The sequence below is a fragment of the Nocardia sp. NPDC003482 genome, assembly GCF_053588115.1.
Window position 1 is genome coordinate 106,736 of the sequence record NZ_JBSFPI010000024.1, and the last position, 15,107, is coordinate 121,842.

Here is a 15,107-nt window from a genome sequence, read left to right on the forward strand (position 1 = left end):
GCGCTTCGGTCCAGGCCCGCCCCGCGGCGGCGGAGGTTCAGGCGTGCTCGACCGCGCGGCCGCGGGTCCACTGCTCCACGAGGATGTTCAGGCGCTGGCGGCGGAAGTCGGGGCGGAGGCGGGCGTGGTGGTCGAGGTGGGCCAGGCCGTGCAGGGCGCTCATGGCGACCTCGGTGAAGGTCTCCGGGTCGTGGTCGCCCGCGAAGGGGGCGAATACGGCCATCAGCTCCGCGAAGCCCTCGACCAGGACCTCGGGGGCGCCGTCGCCGAATTTCAGGTCCACCTTCTGCACGAACATGGCCTCGTAGAGGGCGGAATTGGTGCGCGCGAACTCGAGGAAGCCGCGGGCGACCGCGACGAGCGCCTCCTCGGGGGTCCGTGCCGCGGCCCGCAGCCGCCGCATCAACTCGGTCAACTCGACGAAGCCCTGTTCGGCGACGGCGGCGACGATGGCGTCGCGGCCGTGGAAGTGGCTGTAGAGCACAGGCTGGCTGTACTCGATGGCGTCGGCGAGGCGGCGGACCGTCACCAACTCCCAGCCCTGCGTCTCGGCGATCTCGCGGGCGGTGTCGATGATCTGCTGATGCCGCTCGGCGCGCTGGCGTTCTCGTCTGGCCTGAGTGCTCACGGATTCGATTCTAGCACCGCTAGACAACTTAGCCGTCGACAAGCTATGGTTGCCGCATCCAATAGCAACGCTAGATTTCGGAGCACTCCAATGACCTTGTCCCGCATCAACACCGGTCTCGTCCTGCTCGGCGCCGCGTTCATCCTCTACATCGGCGTCAGCTATCTCCTCGTCCCCGAATCCATAGCCACCGGCTTCGGCCTACCGGAGTGGCCGCACGGCGACGCCGTCGCGTTCCTGAATCTGAAGGGCGTGCGCGACACCGCCTCCGGCGTGCTGCTGCTGGCCCTGCTGGCGACCCGGCAACGCCTCGCCCTGGGGGTGACCATGCTGGCGATCGCACTGATCCCCATCGGCGACATGCTCACGGTGCTGAGCTACCACGGCTCCACGGCCATCGCCCTGAGCGTGCACGGACTCACCGCGGCCCTGGTCCTCACGACCGGTCTCCTGCTGCTGCGCGAGCGGCGGCCGGTCCGCGCGGAAGCGTCCGGCGCTCGGGCCGCGACCCCCGTTCCGGTCGCGGCGTGAGCGAGGGCTACACGTCGGTGGAGAAGCGGATGCCGCCGTCGGGGATCTCCACTCCCGGCCACACCCGGGCCCCGCGCAGCAACTCGCACCGCGCCCCGACACTGGCCCCGTCCCCGATGACGGCGTCGCGGACCAGCGCCCGCGGCCCGATCCGAGCACCGAATCCGATGATCGAACGTTCCACGGTCGCACCGGCTTCCACGCGGGCGCCGTCGAACAGCACCGCACCGTCGAGGCGGGCCCCCGCCCCGACCTCCGCGCCCCGGCCGACCACGGTCCCGCCGATCAGCAGCGCGCCCGGCGCGACACCCGCGCCGGCGTGCACCAGCGACTCCCCGCGCTGGCCGGGCAGCGCGGGCGAGGGCGCGATGCCCCGCACCAGATCCGCCGAGCCCCGGACGAAATCCTCCGGGGTGCCCATATCCCGCCAATAGGAGATGTCGACATGTCCCTGAATATGCGCACCCTCGGTCAGCAGCGCCGGGAACACCTCCCGCTCCACCGACACCGGCCGACCGGACGGGATCTTCTCGATGTACTCGCGCCGGAACACGTAGCACCCGGCGTTGATCTGATCGGTGGGCGGATCCTGGGTCTTCTCCAGAAACGCTGTGACCCGGCCGGTTTCGTCGGTCGGCACGCATCCGAACGCGCGCGGATCGCTGACCCGCACCAGATGCAGCGTGACATCGGCGTTGCTCGACACGTGCGTGTCGAGGATCGCGCCCAGATCGCTGCCGCCGAGCACGTCACCGTTGAACACCATCACGGTGTCGGCGCGCAGCTTCGGCAGCACGTTGCGGATGCCGCCGCCGGTGCCCAGCGGCTCGGTCTCGGTGACGTACTCGATCTCGAGTCCGAGGTCGGCGCCGTCGCCGAAATGCGCCTCGAACACCTCGGCCTTGAACGAGGTGCCGAGCACGACGTGGGTGATGCCCGCGTCGGCGATGCGGGCGAGCAGGTGGTGCAGGAACGGCAGACCGGCCACCGGCAGCATGGGTTTCGGTGCCGAGAGGGTCAACGGCCGCAGCCGCGTCCCCTGGCCGCCGACCAGGATCACGGCATCGGTCGCGGTGCCGGGCACAGCCGAGTTGTCCGCCATCAGTCTCCCTGTTCAGGTTCGATCCACGCGCGCGTGGCCGAAGAGATCCGTCGCGCCCTATTGCTGCGCGGCGCGCTCACGCAGCGCAGATCGAACCGCAAGGCGGCAGCGGATCGCAAGTCCGGCGCGCAGCGCGAGCCGCAACGGGGCCTGCCACCAGTGCGGATGCCGGTCGGCCTGGAAACGATACGCGGAGGCGTGATGGGCGGGCAGCATCGCCTCGGGATTGCGCCCTGCCGCATGCCCCTTCGCGTGCGTGACCTCGGCCGTCGGCACGAATACATTGTGCCAGCCCGCCTTGCCCATCCGGTCGCCGAAGTCGACGTCCTCCATGTACATGAAGTAGCGCGAGTCGAATCCGTCGATCGAGTCGAACGCGGCCCGCCGCACCAGCAGACACGACCCCGACAGCCACCCGACCGAGCGCTCGGACAGTTCCTCGTTCTCCTGGCGATACCGGCGGGTCCACGGATTGGTCGGCCAGATCGTGCCGAGCACCGCGTGCCCCGCGCCGTCGAGCAGTCCCGGCACGCGCCGCGCCGACGGGTAGACGCTGCCGTCCGGTTCGAGCACGAGCGGCCCCAGCGCGCCCGCCCGCGGCCAGCGCTGCGCCGCCTCGAGCAACCGGTCGATCGAGTCGGTCCCCCACCGAATGTCCGGATTCGCGATGACGATGAACTCGACCTCCGGATCGATCTCGGCCACCGCGCGATTGATCGCGCCGCCGTACCCGATGTTGCCCCCCGTGCGCAGCAGCCGCACATGCTCGTTGGCCTCGGCCGCCAGCTCCGGCGTCCCGTCGGTGGACCCGTTGTCGGCCAGAACGACCTGCGGCTTCTCATTGGTCGCACCCGCCAGCGTGCTGATGAAGTGTTCGAGGTGCTCACCGGGCGAATACGTGACGGTGACCACGACCAGGCCGGGTCGAGCGGAGGGTTCCGAAGCGTTCACGGGGGCCCAGCCTATCCGCAGACGCGACGCAGTGCGTCGCGGAGGGCGAGACGCCAATTCCGCAGCGGGGTGAGTCCCGCGGCGGCCCAGGCGCGATCGGACAACACCGAATACGCCGGTCTCCGTACGGGACTCGGGAATTCGGCGCTGGTGCACGGCCGCACCCGGTCGGGATCGGCGCCGACCTCCTCGAATACGGCTCGCGCCAGCTCGAACCAGGTCGCCTGCCCGGCGTTGGTGGCGTGCAGCACCGCCGGAAGCGGTTGCGGCCCAGGCGAATTCACGCGCGCGGCCAGTTCGAGGAGTCCGGCGGCGAGATCGGCGGCGTAGGTGGGCGAGCCCAGTTGGTCGTTCACCACCGACACCGTCTCCCGCTCGCGTTCCAGCCGCCGCATCGTGGCGACGAAGTCGCCGTGGTCGCCGGTATAGACCCACGCGGTCCGCACGATGTGCCCGTCCTCGCCCAGTGTCCGCACGGCCCGTTCCCCGGCCAGTTTGGAACGTCCGTAGACGCTGGTCGGTCCGGTCGGATCGTCCGGTTCGTAGGGCCGGGTGCCGTGGCCGTCGAAGACGTAATCGGTCGATACGTGAATCAGCCTCGCGCCCAGGGCCGCACACGCGGCGGCGAGCACGGCGGGCCCGGTCTCGTTGCCCGCGAAGGCCGCGGCCTCGTTCGATTCGGCGGCGTCCACGGCCGTGTACGCGGCGCAGTTCAGGACGAGGTCGCCCGGCCGCAGGGTGGCGCGCACCGCCGCGGGATCGGTGATGTCGAGGTCCCCGCGGCCCAGCGCGAGCGCCTCGGGCGCGCGGGCGATCACGGCGCGGCCGAGTTGCCCCCCGGCCCCGGTGACGACCAGACGCGAGTCGGACGAGGAATGCACGCGGCAAGTCTGGCACGCCGCGCCGGTGCCGGTTGAACCATGCGCCCCCTCGCATTCGTTAGCCTCGACCCTCGAGGGGTAGACAGTCAACATGGGGTTATCGGGTGGGGTCGAAAGGACGGCACACGTGACGCAGGGCAGAGGTGGAACAACGCTGTCGCGAGCGCGTGGCACGAGTTCCCCTCTGCGCGGCCCGCGTTCGCGCGACTATTACGGCAAACCGCCGGTGAACCGTTCCGGCCGGCTCATCGCGGCGGTCGCGGCCACCCTGGTCTTCGCCGTCACCGGCTTCGGCTGGCACGGCGTCGACGGCCTGGTGTCGGGCATCGAGCGGATCGGCAATCTCGGCCTGGGCGGCGGAAGCGACGGTGCGACCGACATTCTCATGGTCGGCATCGACAGCCGCACCGACGCGCACGGCAATCCGCTGTCGAGTTCGGAACGGGCCATGCTGCACGCGGGCGACGAGGTCGGCACCAATACCGACACCATCGTGTTGATGCGCGTCCCCAACGACGGCCGCTCGGCGACCGCGCTGTCCATCCCCCGCGACTCCTACGTCGACATCCCGGGAATCGGTATGGGCAAGATCAATTCGGCCTACGGCGTCACCAAGGAGAAGGCGCGCCAGAAGTTGATCGCCCAGGGCCTGTCCGACGCCGAGGTGGAACGCCAGTCCACCCAGGCCGGGCGGCAGGCGCTGATCAAGACCGTCGGCAATCTGACCGGTATCACCGTCGACCACTACGCCGAGGTGAGCCTGCTGGGTTTCGTGCTGCTCACCGATGCCGTCGGCGGGGTGCAGGTGTGCCTGAACAACGCGGTGGACGAACCGCTTTCGGGCGCGCAGTTCCCGGCGGGCGAGCAGCGCCTGGACGGTCCGGAGGCCCTGAGCTTCGTGCGCCAGCGCCACGATCTGCCGCGCGGGGATCTGGATCGGATCGTGCGCCAGCAGGTGTTCATGGCCTCGCTGGTGCATCAGGCGCTGAGCGCCCGCATCCTCGCCGACCCCGGCCGGCTGAAGCAGCTCAGCGACGCGGTCGGTCGCACGATCGTGCTCGACGACGATTGGGACGTCATGCGTTTCGTGCAGCAGCTGCGCGATCTGTCGGCCGGGCAGGTCCAGTTCGAGACCATTCCGGTGGCGGACATCAACAGCACCACGGCATCCGGCGAATCGGTCGTGAAGGTCGAACCGCGCGCGGTGAAGTCGTATGTGGCGGCCATGGTCGGCGGCGGCCACGCCACCGATTCCGACACCCCCGAACCCTCGTCGGTGACCGCGGACGTCTACAACGCGAGCGGCACGCCCGGCCTCGCCGGACAGGTGGCACAAGCCTTGGCGGGCAAGGGTTTCCGCACCGGGACCGTGGACAACTGGATCGGCGGCCCGGTGTCGTCGAGCCGGGTGGTCGCGGGCAGCGCGGCCGATCCCAAGGCCAAGGCCGTCGCCAAGGCCCTGGGCGGACTGACCGTCACGGCGGAGGCCGGACTGCCCGAGGGCACGGTCCGCGTCGTGCTGAGCGGTGACTATTCTGGTCCCGGCTCGGCGGCGGGCAGCCTGTTCGACATGTCCGGAACGTCGGCGACGACGACCGCGACCCCGGTGCCCCCCGCCCCACCCATCGACGCCGGCCAGAACGGACCCAAATGTGTGAACTGAACCAGACCCTCACCGGCGCGCTGCTCGATCCCATCCTGGCCCGCGATCCGGCCGGTCCGCGCATCACCTACTACGACGACGCCCTCGGCGCCCGCATCGAACTGTCCGCCCTGACCCTCGCCAATTGGGCGGCCAAGACCGCCAACATGATTCGCGACGAGTTCGGCGTCCAACCCGGCGGCCGCGTCGCCGTCCTGCTCCCCGCCCACTGGCAGACCGCCGCCGTCCTGCTCGGCTGCTGGTGGGCGGGCACCGAGGTCGTCCTCCGCCCCGACCCCACCGCCGAAATGGCCTTCACCGCCGCCGACCGCGTCGACGACGCCGCCGACATCCCCGAGGTTGCCGTCCTCTCCCTCGACCCCATGGGCGGCCCCGCCCGCGACCTCCCCGTAGGCGTGGTCGACTACGCCACCTCGGTCCGCGTCCACCCCGACCAATTCCACCCCACCACAACCGGCCCCGCCCTGGAAGGCGCCTCCGTCCAAGAGGTCCTCACCCAAGCCCGCGCCTCCGCGAAATCCCAATCCTTCACCGAGGACTCCCGAGTCCTCTCCACCACCCCCTGGACCACCCCCCAACTCCTCACCGAAGACCTCCTCGCCATCTACGCCGCCGGCGCCTCCCTCGTCCAGGTCACAAACCCCACCCCCAACCCCCACCGCCTCCACACCGAACACATAACCCACACCCGCCCCTAACCCCCAAAAGCTACGCAACACAGCCGCACCCTTTATTCGAATCCGCACCCGCTACAAGCCCCCACAACGGGTGCGGATCCGAATAAAGGGTGCGGCTGGGCCGGCCCCGCGTAGGATCGGCGGCGTGTCCTACCTGGGTAGGGGGTCGGGGTCCGTCTCGGGCACGTTTCGGGGGGCCGGGTGGTTTCGTACGGTGGGACCAGGACTGGACGACGAACGGGGATGGCGATGATGCCGCAGTATGTGCTCCGGTGGGTGTCGGCGCAGGGGATGCCGCGATACGCGATGAAGATGTTCGCGCGGCGCGGGGATGCGTTGTCCCGCTTGATGATCGAGGAGTCCAGCGCGCACGATCCGTATCCGGTGCTCGACGAGTTGCGCGCGCGGGGACCGGTGGTGCCCTCGCCGATCGGCTCGGCGGTCATGGATCACGAGCTGTGCCGGACGATTCTGCGCGACAACCGGTGGGGCGTGCGCGCCCCGGACAGCTTCGAGGTGCCCCGTCCACTGCAACGGTTGACCGAACGAAACCCGTTGCCGCCCAACCCCGTCGAACCGCCCTCCATGCTGGTCATCGACCCCCCGGACCACACCCGGATGCGCCGCCCGGTGACCTCCGCCTTCACCCCGCGCGCGATCGCCCGGCTGCGCGCCCGGGTGGAATCGGTGACCGAGGAACTGCTGGCCGCGCTGCCCGCGGGCGGGTCGGCCGATCTCGTCGCCACCTACGCCTCCCAGGTCCCGATCGCGATCATCTCCGAAATGCTCGGCTTCCCGGACGATTCCCGCGACCTGTTCCTGGAGTGGGGCGACGCCATGAGCCCCCTGCTCGACGTCGGCCTGTCCTGGCGCACCTACCAGCAGGCCATGCGCTCGATGAAGGTCATGAACACCTACCTCGACGACCACATCGCCCGGCTGCGCCGCGAACCCGGCGAGGACATCCTGTCCAGCCTCGTGACCGCGGGCGAACTCGACGACCGCGAGCTGAAGGCGTCGGCGAGCCTGCTCATGGGCGCGGGCTTCGAGACCACGGTCAACCTCATCGGCAACGGCGTCGTCCAGCTGCTCACCCACCCCGACCAGCTGGCCCGCCTGCGCGAGGATCCGGACCTGTGGCCCAACGCGATCGAGGAGATCCTGCGCTTCGACCCGCCCGTGCAGACCACCGCCCGCACCGCGCTCACCGACGACATCGAGCTGAACGGCGTCCGGCTGCGCAAGGGCCACACCGTGGTCATCTCCCTCGCCGGAGCCAACCGCGACCCGAAGGTCTTCGAGGACCCGACCCGATTCGACGTCACCCGCCCCAACGCGAAGGAGCACCTGACGTTCTCCTCGGGCATCCACGTCTGCCTCGGCGCCAGCCTCGCCCGCATGGAAGGCGTCTACGCGCTACAGGCCCTGTTCGACCGCTTCCCCGACCTCCGCCTCGCGGGCCGCCCCCGCCGCCGCTCGGTCTTCACCCTGCACGGCTACACCCACCTCCCCGTGGCCCTCGGCGAACCGGCCCACCACCCCGCCCCGAGCATCAGCTGAACCCCACGGCCCTGTGACCTCCGGGCAGTGGCCTCAGCTGAACCCCACGGCCCTGTGACCTCCGGGCAGTGGCCTCAGCTGAACCCGACGGCCTGATCCCCCCACGCCGTATGCAGATCGTGGTCCGGATCATCCACCACGCTGTCCACCGCGTCGATGACCAACGTCGTGCGCGTCGACTCCCGATAGGGCGGCCAATGCTTGGAGCCGTCCAGCGCCGCGGGGACCCCGTGCTCGGCGAAGGCGAGCCAGCGTCGCATCATGCGCCCCGACACCTCGGTGGCGACCTTGCGACCACCCAGCCAGAACGTCGGATCGTGGTTCAGCGTGCCGAAATTGCCGAAGACATAAGGCAATTCGGTCGCGTGGCCCGCACCGACCCGGGCCGCCTTCAGCATCGGCGTCGCCTGATCGAAGCGATACATCCAGGTCCGGGTGTGCCGGGAGTGCGCGTCGGCCACCCAGTGCGCGGGCATCCGGAACGCCGCGTCGGTCGACATGGCAAGCGCCCCACGGGTTTTGGCGAGGTCCGGATACGCCGAGGTGATCTCCGCGATCCGCTCGGCCGATACGTTCGGATGTTCGGTCGCGACCGCCTGCAACATCGCGTTGACCGCGTCCGGCGTCACCGGCATGATCGGCGAGCGGAACAGCCGGAACAGCGACGCCTCCTCCTTGTTGGTCCCGATGATCAACGGCACCCGATGCGACCGCCCCTGCTGGAACCGATCCGCCGGATATCCCGGCAGCACATCGCCGTCCACGACGGGCGCGGCCGCCAACCGGCCCGGCGACTGCAACGGCACCTCGTCGAGCAGCACGCCCGCCGCGTCGATGATCCGCTCGAGCGGGCATTCCAGCAGTTCCGCCGCGCGCTCCGGCGGCAGATCCAGCAGCTCCAGGAACCGGCGCGCCACCCCGGCGGCCCGCTCGCGGCCGAAAACCGTTGTCGCGGGCGGACTCTGGGCGATCGCCCGATGGAACAGCCCGGCCGCGCGCGGCGCGGTGAGCAGGGCGGTGACACAACCCGCGCCCGAGGACTCCCCGAACAGCGTGACATTGCCGGGGTCCCCGCCGAAGGCCGCGATATTGTCGCGCACCCACTCCAGCGCGGCGATCTGGTCGCGCAGGCCGAGATTGGGCACGAAGTCCTCGCCCAGCGAGGACAGATCGAGGAAGCCGAGCGCCCCGAGCCGATAGTTCACCCCGACCACGACGACATCCCCGGCCTCGACCAGTCGGCGGCCGTCGTAGATGGTCTGCGCGGCCGTGCCGAGGCAGTAGGCGCCGCCGTGCAGCCAGACCATCACCGGCCGGGGTTCCTCGGAGGTGCGCGCGGGCGCCCACACGTTCACCCACAGGCAGTCCTCGCCCATCCGCAGCCCGGAATCGACGGGAACCATCGCCCCCATGGTCTGCGGGGCGATCTCACCGAATTCGACGCAGTCGCGCACGCCCTCCCAGGGCGGCGGTGGCTGGGGCGGTGCGAAACGACGAGGTCCGGCGGGTGCGGCGGCGTAGGGAATGCTGCGCCACGTGTGCACTCCGCCCTGCCGCAGACCGCGCACCGCCCCCGCGGTGGTCCGCGCGACGGGGGCCGGGGCGTCCATATCCGCGCTGGGGGCCGCCTCGAAGAATTGAGTGCTCATCTCGCACCTCCTCGTACTCCGTATATCGAGAGTACGTCCACGATCACCTTCGGCGACGGCAACTCATCCGCGATCGATATGACCGAGGTCGCGACCTGGGTCGATCCGGTCGCGGACCCGTTGCTTGAGTACCGCGATCTCGGGAAAACCGCCGTCGGCTCGGCGTTCCCAGATCTGCTGCTCGTCAATCGTGACGCGGAATACTCCGCCACTTCCCGGTATCAGCGCCACCTCGGACAAGTCGGTGCCGAAGGTGTTCAGCAACTCCTGGGCCATCCATCCGGCCCGCAGCAGCCAGCGGCATTGGGTGCAGTATTCGATCGCGACGCGTGCCATAGCGGCAGGCTACGTCAGCCGACGATCCCGTCCAGGTACACCCACTGGCCCGCGACCCGGACGAACCGGCTGCGTTCGTGCAGCGTGCCGCGTTCGCGGCCGGCGCGGTAGTGGGCGCGGAACTCCACCTCGCCCTCCTCGTCGAACAGTCCGCCGCGCGCGGTGCGCAGGATCTCGAGCGCCACCCAGCGCTGCCCCGGATCCAGGTCCAGCACCCGCGGCCGGGTGCTCGGATGCCAGGATCTCAGCAGGTAGTCACGGTCCCCGACGGCGAAGGCGGTGTAGCGCGACCGCATGAGGGTCTCGGCGGTGGGCGCGGGGCCGGTGCCGTCGAGCCGGGGTCCGCAACAGGCCCCGAACCGTTCGCCACTGCGGCACGGGCACGGGTCGGTGTCGACGAGAACGGCCATCACGCGATTATGTCGGCCCGCGCGTGGTCCAGTTCGGCGACGAGCCACACCGTGTCGTCGTACCAGCCGCGCAACTCCACGACCGTGGGCGCCAGCTCGTAGTCGTGATGGTGGCCCGCCCGCGACAGCGTCGCCCACAGCGCGGCGATCCGGGCGGCGGTCGCGGCGCCGACATGCGGTTCCAGGGCCAGCAACTGCGCGCGCATACTGCACCGGGCCAGCGGCGGGGCGACGTCCGCCCACAACCGGTCGATGGCCTGTTCCAGCGCGATCCGCAGCAACCACACCGTGGCCCGCGACCACAGCCCGCCCGCATCGGTGACGGTCCCGGCCAGCAACTCCTCGGCGGCCGCGAGCCGGTCGGCGACGGTCGGGGTCACGGATTCAGCCATTTGACCAATCTCCTTGTGCCCGAGAGCAATTGGCCCACACCGCGATCGATGCGGATGTGCGCGCCCGCGGCGGCGTCGCGCAGCACCGCGCGCGCCCAGGGCGCCTCCCGGTCGAGCAGCAGGTTCAGGTCGTCCACCCGGTCGGGCTCGCCCAGGATCGCCAGCGACACCTTCTCCCAGGTGGTGCGGGCGGCGTCGACGCGGCGCTGCACCTCGCGATGGTCGACGCCCTCGCCGAGCAGGGTGCCGCGCGCGCGGGCCAGCGCGGCCGCCTCGATCGCCGACCGGCAGCACGTGATGACCAACTCGGCGGCGATCGGTCGGGGCAGTTGCCGTGTCCGCAACAGGGCATTGGCGTCACTGAGATACCGGCGTACCGGATCCTCCGCGACCCGGATCTCGACCGTGGACCGTTCGCGCCGCTGCACGTCCAGCACGATCGCCTCGAGCCGCAACCGGCGCACCGCCTCGGCCAGGCGCTCGTCGTGGGTGAACACGACCACCTGCCGTCCGCTGCGCGCCGCGGCCGCCAGCACCCGGGCCAGCCCGTCCACCTTGGCGGGGTCCATGGCCTGCACGGGATCGTCGATCATGACGAAGCCGAACGGGCTCTCCGGCACGGTCGCGCGCGGCAGGAACAGCGCCAGACCCAGCGCGTGCAGCTCGCCCTGGCTCATCACGCCCAGCGCGGTGCCGCCGGTGTCGTCGACGGTGACGTCGAGCAGCACCTTGCGGCTCGCACCGGCGTTGCCCTGCAAGCGAATCGCGCCGAGATCGACATTGCTCTGCTGCCGCAGCCCGCGCCAGATGCTGCGCGCGTGGTCGGCCAGCGGCGCCATCCGCTGTTCGCGCAGTCCCGCGGCGGCCGACTTCAGCCAGTCCTCGGCGCGGCGCACGGTGCGCAGCTCCGGTTCGGCGGCGGCCACGGCCGTGGCATCGCGCAGCCAGGCGGCGATGCGGGGCACGAGCGGGGTCCAGACCGCGTCCAGCCGATCGAGTTCCTTGCGGGCCGCGCGGCGCAGCGTCTCGAGGCCGCGCACCGCGTCGCCGTGCGCGGTCCGCAGCCGGTTCGGCAGGCCGGGGGCGTAGTCGGCGTCGGCGAATTCGGCCCAGGCCGACCAGGTTCGGCGCGCGGGGCCGGTGTCGACATTGGGGACCGAGGGCGTCGCGGGGTCCAGTTCCGCGGGCACCGGCTGGACGAGGGCGCGGGCGCGGTCCACGGCGCGTTCGAGGGCGACGCGGGCGGCGGTGAGCGCGGCGGCCCGATCGGTGAGCCGCCCGATCTGGATCTCGGTGTCGCGCCGCCACTGCTGGTCGAGAGCGCCGCGACCGCACACCGGGCACGGGCAGTCCCCGCCCGCGTCGACGTGGTCGCGGGCGCGGCGGAGCAGCTCGAGCACGCGCAGTTCGGCTTCCATATCGCCGGTGGCGTGTGCGGCGAGTTCGGTTGCGCACCTGTGGATGTGGTCGGCGGCGGCGTCGACCTCCGCCGGCTCGGGTAATCGCAGCCGCAGCACGGCCTCCAGGGTCGCGGCCCCGCTCGGGTCGTGCCGGGCGCCCGCGAGTTCGCGGCCGATGGCCGGCAGGTCCGGCTCGGGGGCGCGCAGCAGGTCCGAGACCCGCGCGGCGCGGTCGTCGGCGACCGTCGACAGGGCGGTCAGCAGCGAATTGCGTTCGTCGCGTGCGGCTTTGGCGGCCCGTTCCAGTTCGAGGCGGCGGGTGCGGGTACGGTCCTGGGCGGCGGTCAGATCGTCGAGGCCGAGCAGTTGGTGCAGGGCGTCGAACAGGTCGCTGGGCCGCCCGTCCACGAGCGCGCCGAGTTCGCTGTAGGACAGGAACGGCCGATACAGCTCCAGCTCCCGCGACCAGTCCTCGACCCGATAATCGATGGGCGGCTTGCCTTTTCGGCGCAGCGTCCAGGTGCCGCCGGACAGATCGGCGTCCTCGGGCCATTCCCGCCGGATCGTCAGCGGCGCATCGGATCCGGTGGTGGTGAGCTCCAGGTCGATGCGGGCCACCGTGCCCTCGTGCAGATTCCGCCAGCCCTCCCGCCACACCGACGACCGGCCCTCCCAGCGCCGGTTCACCCCGGTGAGCGCCAGTTCCGCGGCCTCGGCGAAGCTGGACTTCCCGGAGCCGTTGCGGCCCACGACCAGCGTGAGCCCGGGACCGGGCGCGAGGCGCAGGGTCGCGCGCGGACCGATGCCGCGGAAGCCGCGAACCTTGATGGCGCTGACGAAGATTCCGCTGTGGCCCGGGCCGGAGCGCGGATCCGGTTCGGCGCCGAGCGCCTCGAGCACGGTGTGGGCGACGTCGGGTGTGATCGACGGGTCGGCGTCCAGTCGACGGGAAACCAGGTCGACCAGGCGCGGTGGGCCTTCGTCCGGCGCATCCCCCAACTGCCACTCCCTCGCGTTCGAACTCCACACGCACCGAGTCGCTGCCGCACTCGGCACTCTGGCGAACGCTACCGGATCGCACACGAATATGCGCCTGCGCCTGAACCTCCCGTCGAACCGGCCCGGGCGGGACGAATGGCCATCGATACGGTTGATCCGCCCGATGTCCACCCCTCGGCCGTCCCGGCCGGGCAGTTCCACGGTGTTCACCCGGTTCGGGCGGCTCGGATCAACCGAACAGGTCAGAATAGAGGAGCTCGTGCCGCCGGGCAATAGGGCTCGACCCGGTAATTCCGCGCTGCGCCAGCACAATTCGGTCCGCTACCGCTCGGCGAACGAATCCGCCCGAGCGCCGTCCCGAGCCCGATCCGACCGCCGTCGGCGGCGGGGAGGATGCTCGAAGCGAGCCCTCCACCTGCGGTGACCATTCTTGTCGGTGGAGCGCGGTACAAATCCGGGCAACAAGGAGAGGGGGACGCATGACGACATCGCACGCGGGGGTCGAATCCGAGCCGTTGACGGCCGAACAGGTCGCCGCCCTCGCGCCCGACGCGGCGTCGTTGACCGCCGCCCGCAAGCTCCGCGGGCGCTGGCGCGAAACGGGCCGCCGGGCGGACGCGGTGTGGGGGCTGTGCGCGGGCAGCGGGGCGCGGCCGTACCAGACCGTCGTGGACGTCTCCGGCCCCGCCTACAAGTGCACGTGCCCGAGCCGGAAGTTCCCCTGCAAACACGCCCTCAGCCTGCTGCTGGCCTGGTCGGAGGGCGATGTGCCCGAGGCGGCGACGGTCGCCGACTTCGCCGCGGAATGGCTCGCCGGTCGAGCCGCCCGCGCCGCGAAACGACCCGCCCCCGGACCGCGGACGCCCAACCCCGCCACGGTCGAACAGCGCCGGGCGCGAGTGAGCGCCGGACTGGCCGATCTCGACATCTGGCTCGGCGATCAGATCCGCACCGGGCTGGCCCAGTCGGACCGTTCCTTCCGGGCTCTGGAGGGTATGGCGGCCCGGATGGTCGACGCCCAGGCGCCCGGCGTCGCGAGCGCCCTGCGGCAACTTGCCCGCAATATCGTCCTGCGGTCGGACTGGCCGACGCTGCTGCTGCGCGAGTACGCCCGGCTCCATCTGCTCGCCACCGCGCACCGTCGGCTCGACCGGCTCGCACCCGAGACCGCCGCGAGTGTGCGTGCGCACGTGGGGCATTCGATCACCGCCGAGACGGTCCGCGCGGACCAGCCGCCGATCCGGGACGAGTGGATGGTGCTCGGGCGGCGCGTCACCGAGGAGGACCGGCTGCACACCCGTCGCACCTGGGTGCGGGGGCGGGCGAGCGGGCGGTGGGCGATCATCGTCGACCACAGCTTCGGCGGCCCCGAATTCCCCGCCGACGCCCCGACGCCCGGCTGGCAGCTCGACGCGAATCTGCACTTCTACCCGGGGGCGGCCGCGCTGCGGGCGCTGTGGGGTCAGCGCTACGCGAGCGCGGTCCCCTTCACCACCCTGGCCGCGCCGCGGCGCACGGATATCGCGGCGGCGCTCGCCGAGCACGCCCGCGCCCTGGGGGCCGATCCGTGGCTGCGGTCCTGGCCCGTGCTGCTGAGCGAGGTGGTGCCGGTGGTCGACGGCGAGCAGTGGTGGCTGGCCGAATCCGACGGCGCCGCACTGCCTTTGGCGCGGGCAGTCGAGCCGCCGTGGCGACTGTTCGGATTGTCCGGCGGCCACCCCGTGACGGTGATCGGCGACTGGACGGCCGAGGGGCTGGCTCCGGTCTCGGCGTTCACGTCCGGCGCGATCGTCGACGTGGCCGTCGACACGCTCGGCGGCGGCCTCGCCGAACCGCCCGCGGCGCTGCTGTCCGCGGCGCTGCTCGGCACGGCCCGGCGGCCCCTGGATCTCGCCGCTCTGCCCGAGGCGGTCGCCGCCGCGGTGGGC

The 15,107-nt window shown here is 71.3% G+C and carries 14 protein-coding genes; 5 read left to right on the forward strand and 9 right to left on the reverse strand.

The features are described 5' to 3' along the window. Window positions 1–37 precede the first annotated feature (37 nt). A complete protein-coding gene (locus ACWDSJ_RS31065) occupies window positions 38–628 on the reverse strand; it encodes a TetR/AcrR family transcriptional regulator (RefSeq protein WP_450036118.1) in 591 nt (196 codons plus the stop codon). 90 nt (window positions 629–718) lie between these two features. Between ACWDSJ_RS31065 and ACWDSJ_RS31070 the strand changes: the two genes are divergently transcribed. Beyond that, entirely contained in the window at window positions 719–1,159 is a 441-nt protein-coding gene (locus ACWDSJ_RS31070; protein ID WP_450036120.1) for a DUF4267 domain-containing protein, read from the forward strand. A 7-nt stretch (window positions 1,160–1,166) separates the two neighbouring features. Here the strand turns inward: ACWDSJ_RS31070 and ACWDSJ_RS31075 are convergent, their stop codons facing one another. From ACWDSJ_RS31075 to rfbD, 3 genes are read right to left on the reverse strand one after another with little or no spacing between them, the layout of a single operon-like run. Further along, window positions 1,167–2,261, reverse strand: coding sequence for a mannose-1-phosphate guanylyltransferase (locus ACWDSJ_RS31075; protein WP_387363932.1), 1,095 nt, complete (start codon window positions 2,259–2,261; stop codon window positions 1,167–1,169). Between the two features lie 57 nt (window positions 2,262–2,318). Continuing rightward, window positions 2,319–3,212 (reverse strand): glycosyltransferase family 2 protein, encoded by an 894-nt coding sequence (locus ACWDSJ_RS31080; protein WP_450036122.1) that lies wholly within the window; start codon window positions 3,210–3,212, stop codon window positions 2,319–2,321. Window positions 3,213–3,223: 11 nt separating this feature from the next. Next, the gene (rfbD, locus tag ACWDSJ_RS31085) at window positions 3,224–4,093 is read right to left on the reverse strand and encodes a dTDP-4-dehydrorhamnose reductase (protein WP_450036123.1); all 870 of its coding nucleotides are present in this window, start codon (window positions 4,091–4,093) and stop codon (window positions 3,224–3,226) included. Between the two features lie 226 nt (window positions 4,094–4,319). Between rfbD and ACWDSJ_RS31090 the strand changes: the two genes are divergently transcribed. The 3 genes from ACWDSJ_RS31090 to ACWDSJ_RS31100 all read left to right on the forward strand — a co-directional run bounded on the left by ACWDSJ_RS31090 (window position 4,320) and on the right by ACWDSJ_RS31100 (window position 7,993). Beyond that, window positions 4,320–5,756 carry an LCP family protein gene (locus ACWDSJ_RS31090; RefSeq protein WP_387363923.1) on the forward strand — a complete coding sequence of 479 codons (1,437 nt, stop codon included), beginning with the start codon at window positions 4,320–4,322 and terminating at the stop codon, window positions 5,754–5,756. Then, the gene (locus tag ACWDSJ_RS31095) at window positions 5,744–6,454 is read left to right on the forward strand and encodes a TIGR03089 family protein (RefSeq protein ID WP_450036124.1); all 711 of its coding nucleotides are present in this window, start codon (window positions 5,744–5,746) and stop codon (window positions 6,452–6,454) included. The genes ACWDSJ_RS31090 and ACWDSJ_RS31095 overlap by 13 nt, the downstream gene beginning before the upstream one ends. A 228-nt stretch (window positions 6,455–6,682) precedes the next feature. Further along, entirely contained in the window at window positions 6,683–7,993 is a 1,311-nt protein-coding gene (locus tag ACWDSJ_RS31100) for a cytochrome P450 (RefSeq protein ID WP_387364269.1), read from the forward strand. A 74-nt stretch (window positions 7,994–8,067) separates the two neighbouring features. Here the strand turns inward: ACWDSJ_RS31100 and ACWDSJ_RS31105 are convergent, their stop codons facing one another. From ACWDSJ_RS31105 to ACWDSJ_RS31125, 5 genes are all read right to left on the reverse strand, one after another. After that, a complete protein-coding gene (locus ACWDSJ_RS31105; protein WP_450036126.1) occupies window positions 8,068–9,642 on the reverse strand; it encodes a carboxylesterase/lipase family protein in 1,575 nt (524 codons plus the stop codon). A 63-nt stretch (window positions 9,643–9,705) separates the two neighbouring features. Beyond that, window positions 9,706–9,978, reverse strand: coding sequence for a SelT/SelW/SelH family protein (locus tag ACWDSJ_RS31110; protein WP_387363914.1), 273 nt, complete (start codon window positions 9,976–9,978; stop codon window positions 9,706–9,708). Window positions 9,979–9,992: 14 nt separating this feature from the next. Further along, window positions 9,993–10,388, reverse strand: coding sequence for a YchJ family protein (locus ACWDSJ_RS31115; RefSeq protein ID WP_450036127.1), 396 nt, complete (start codon window positions 10,386–10,388; stop codon window positions 9,993–9,995). Continuing rightward, window positions 10,388–10,780 (reverse strand): hypothetical protein, encoded by a 393-nt coding sequence (locus ACWDSJ_RS31120; RefSeq protein WP_450036128.1) that lies wholly within the window; start codon window positions 10,778–10,780, stop codon window positions 10,388–10,390. The genes ACWDSJ_RS31115 and ACWDSJ_RS31120 overlap by 1 nt, the downstream gene beginning before the upstream one ends. Next, a complete protein-coding gene (locus ACWDSJ_RS31125; RefSeq protein ID WP_450036129.1) occupies window positions 10,765–13,179 on the reverse strand; it encodes an AAA family ATPase in 2,415 nt (804 codons plus the stop codon). The genes ACWDSJ_RS31120 and ACWDSJ_RS31125 overlap by 16 nt, the downstream gene beginning before the upstream one ends. A gap of 479 nt (window positions 13,180–13,658) precedes the next feature. On the opposite strand from ACWDSJ_RS31125, the gene ACWDSJ_RS31130 reads away from it, so the two are divergent. Then, window positions 13,659–15,107: SWIM zinc finger family protein (locus ACWDSJ_RS31130; protein WP_450036131.1), on the forward strand; the 1,449-nt coding region annotated here is incomplete at its 3' end.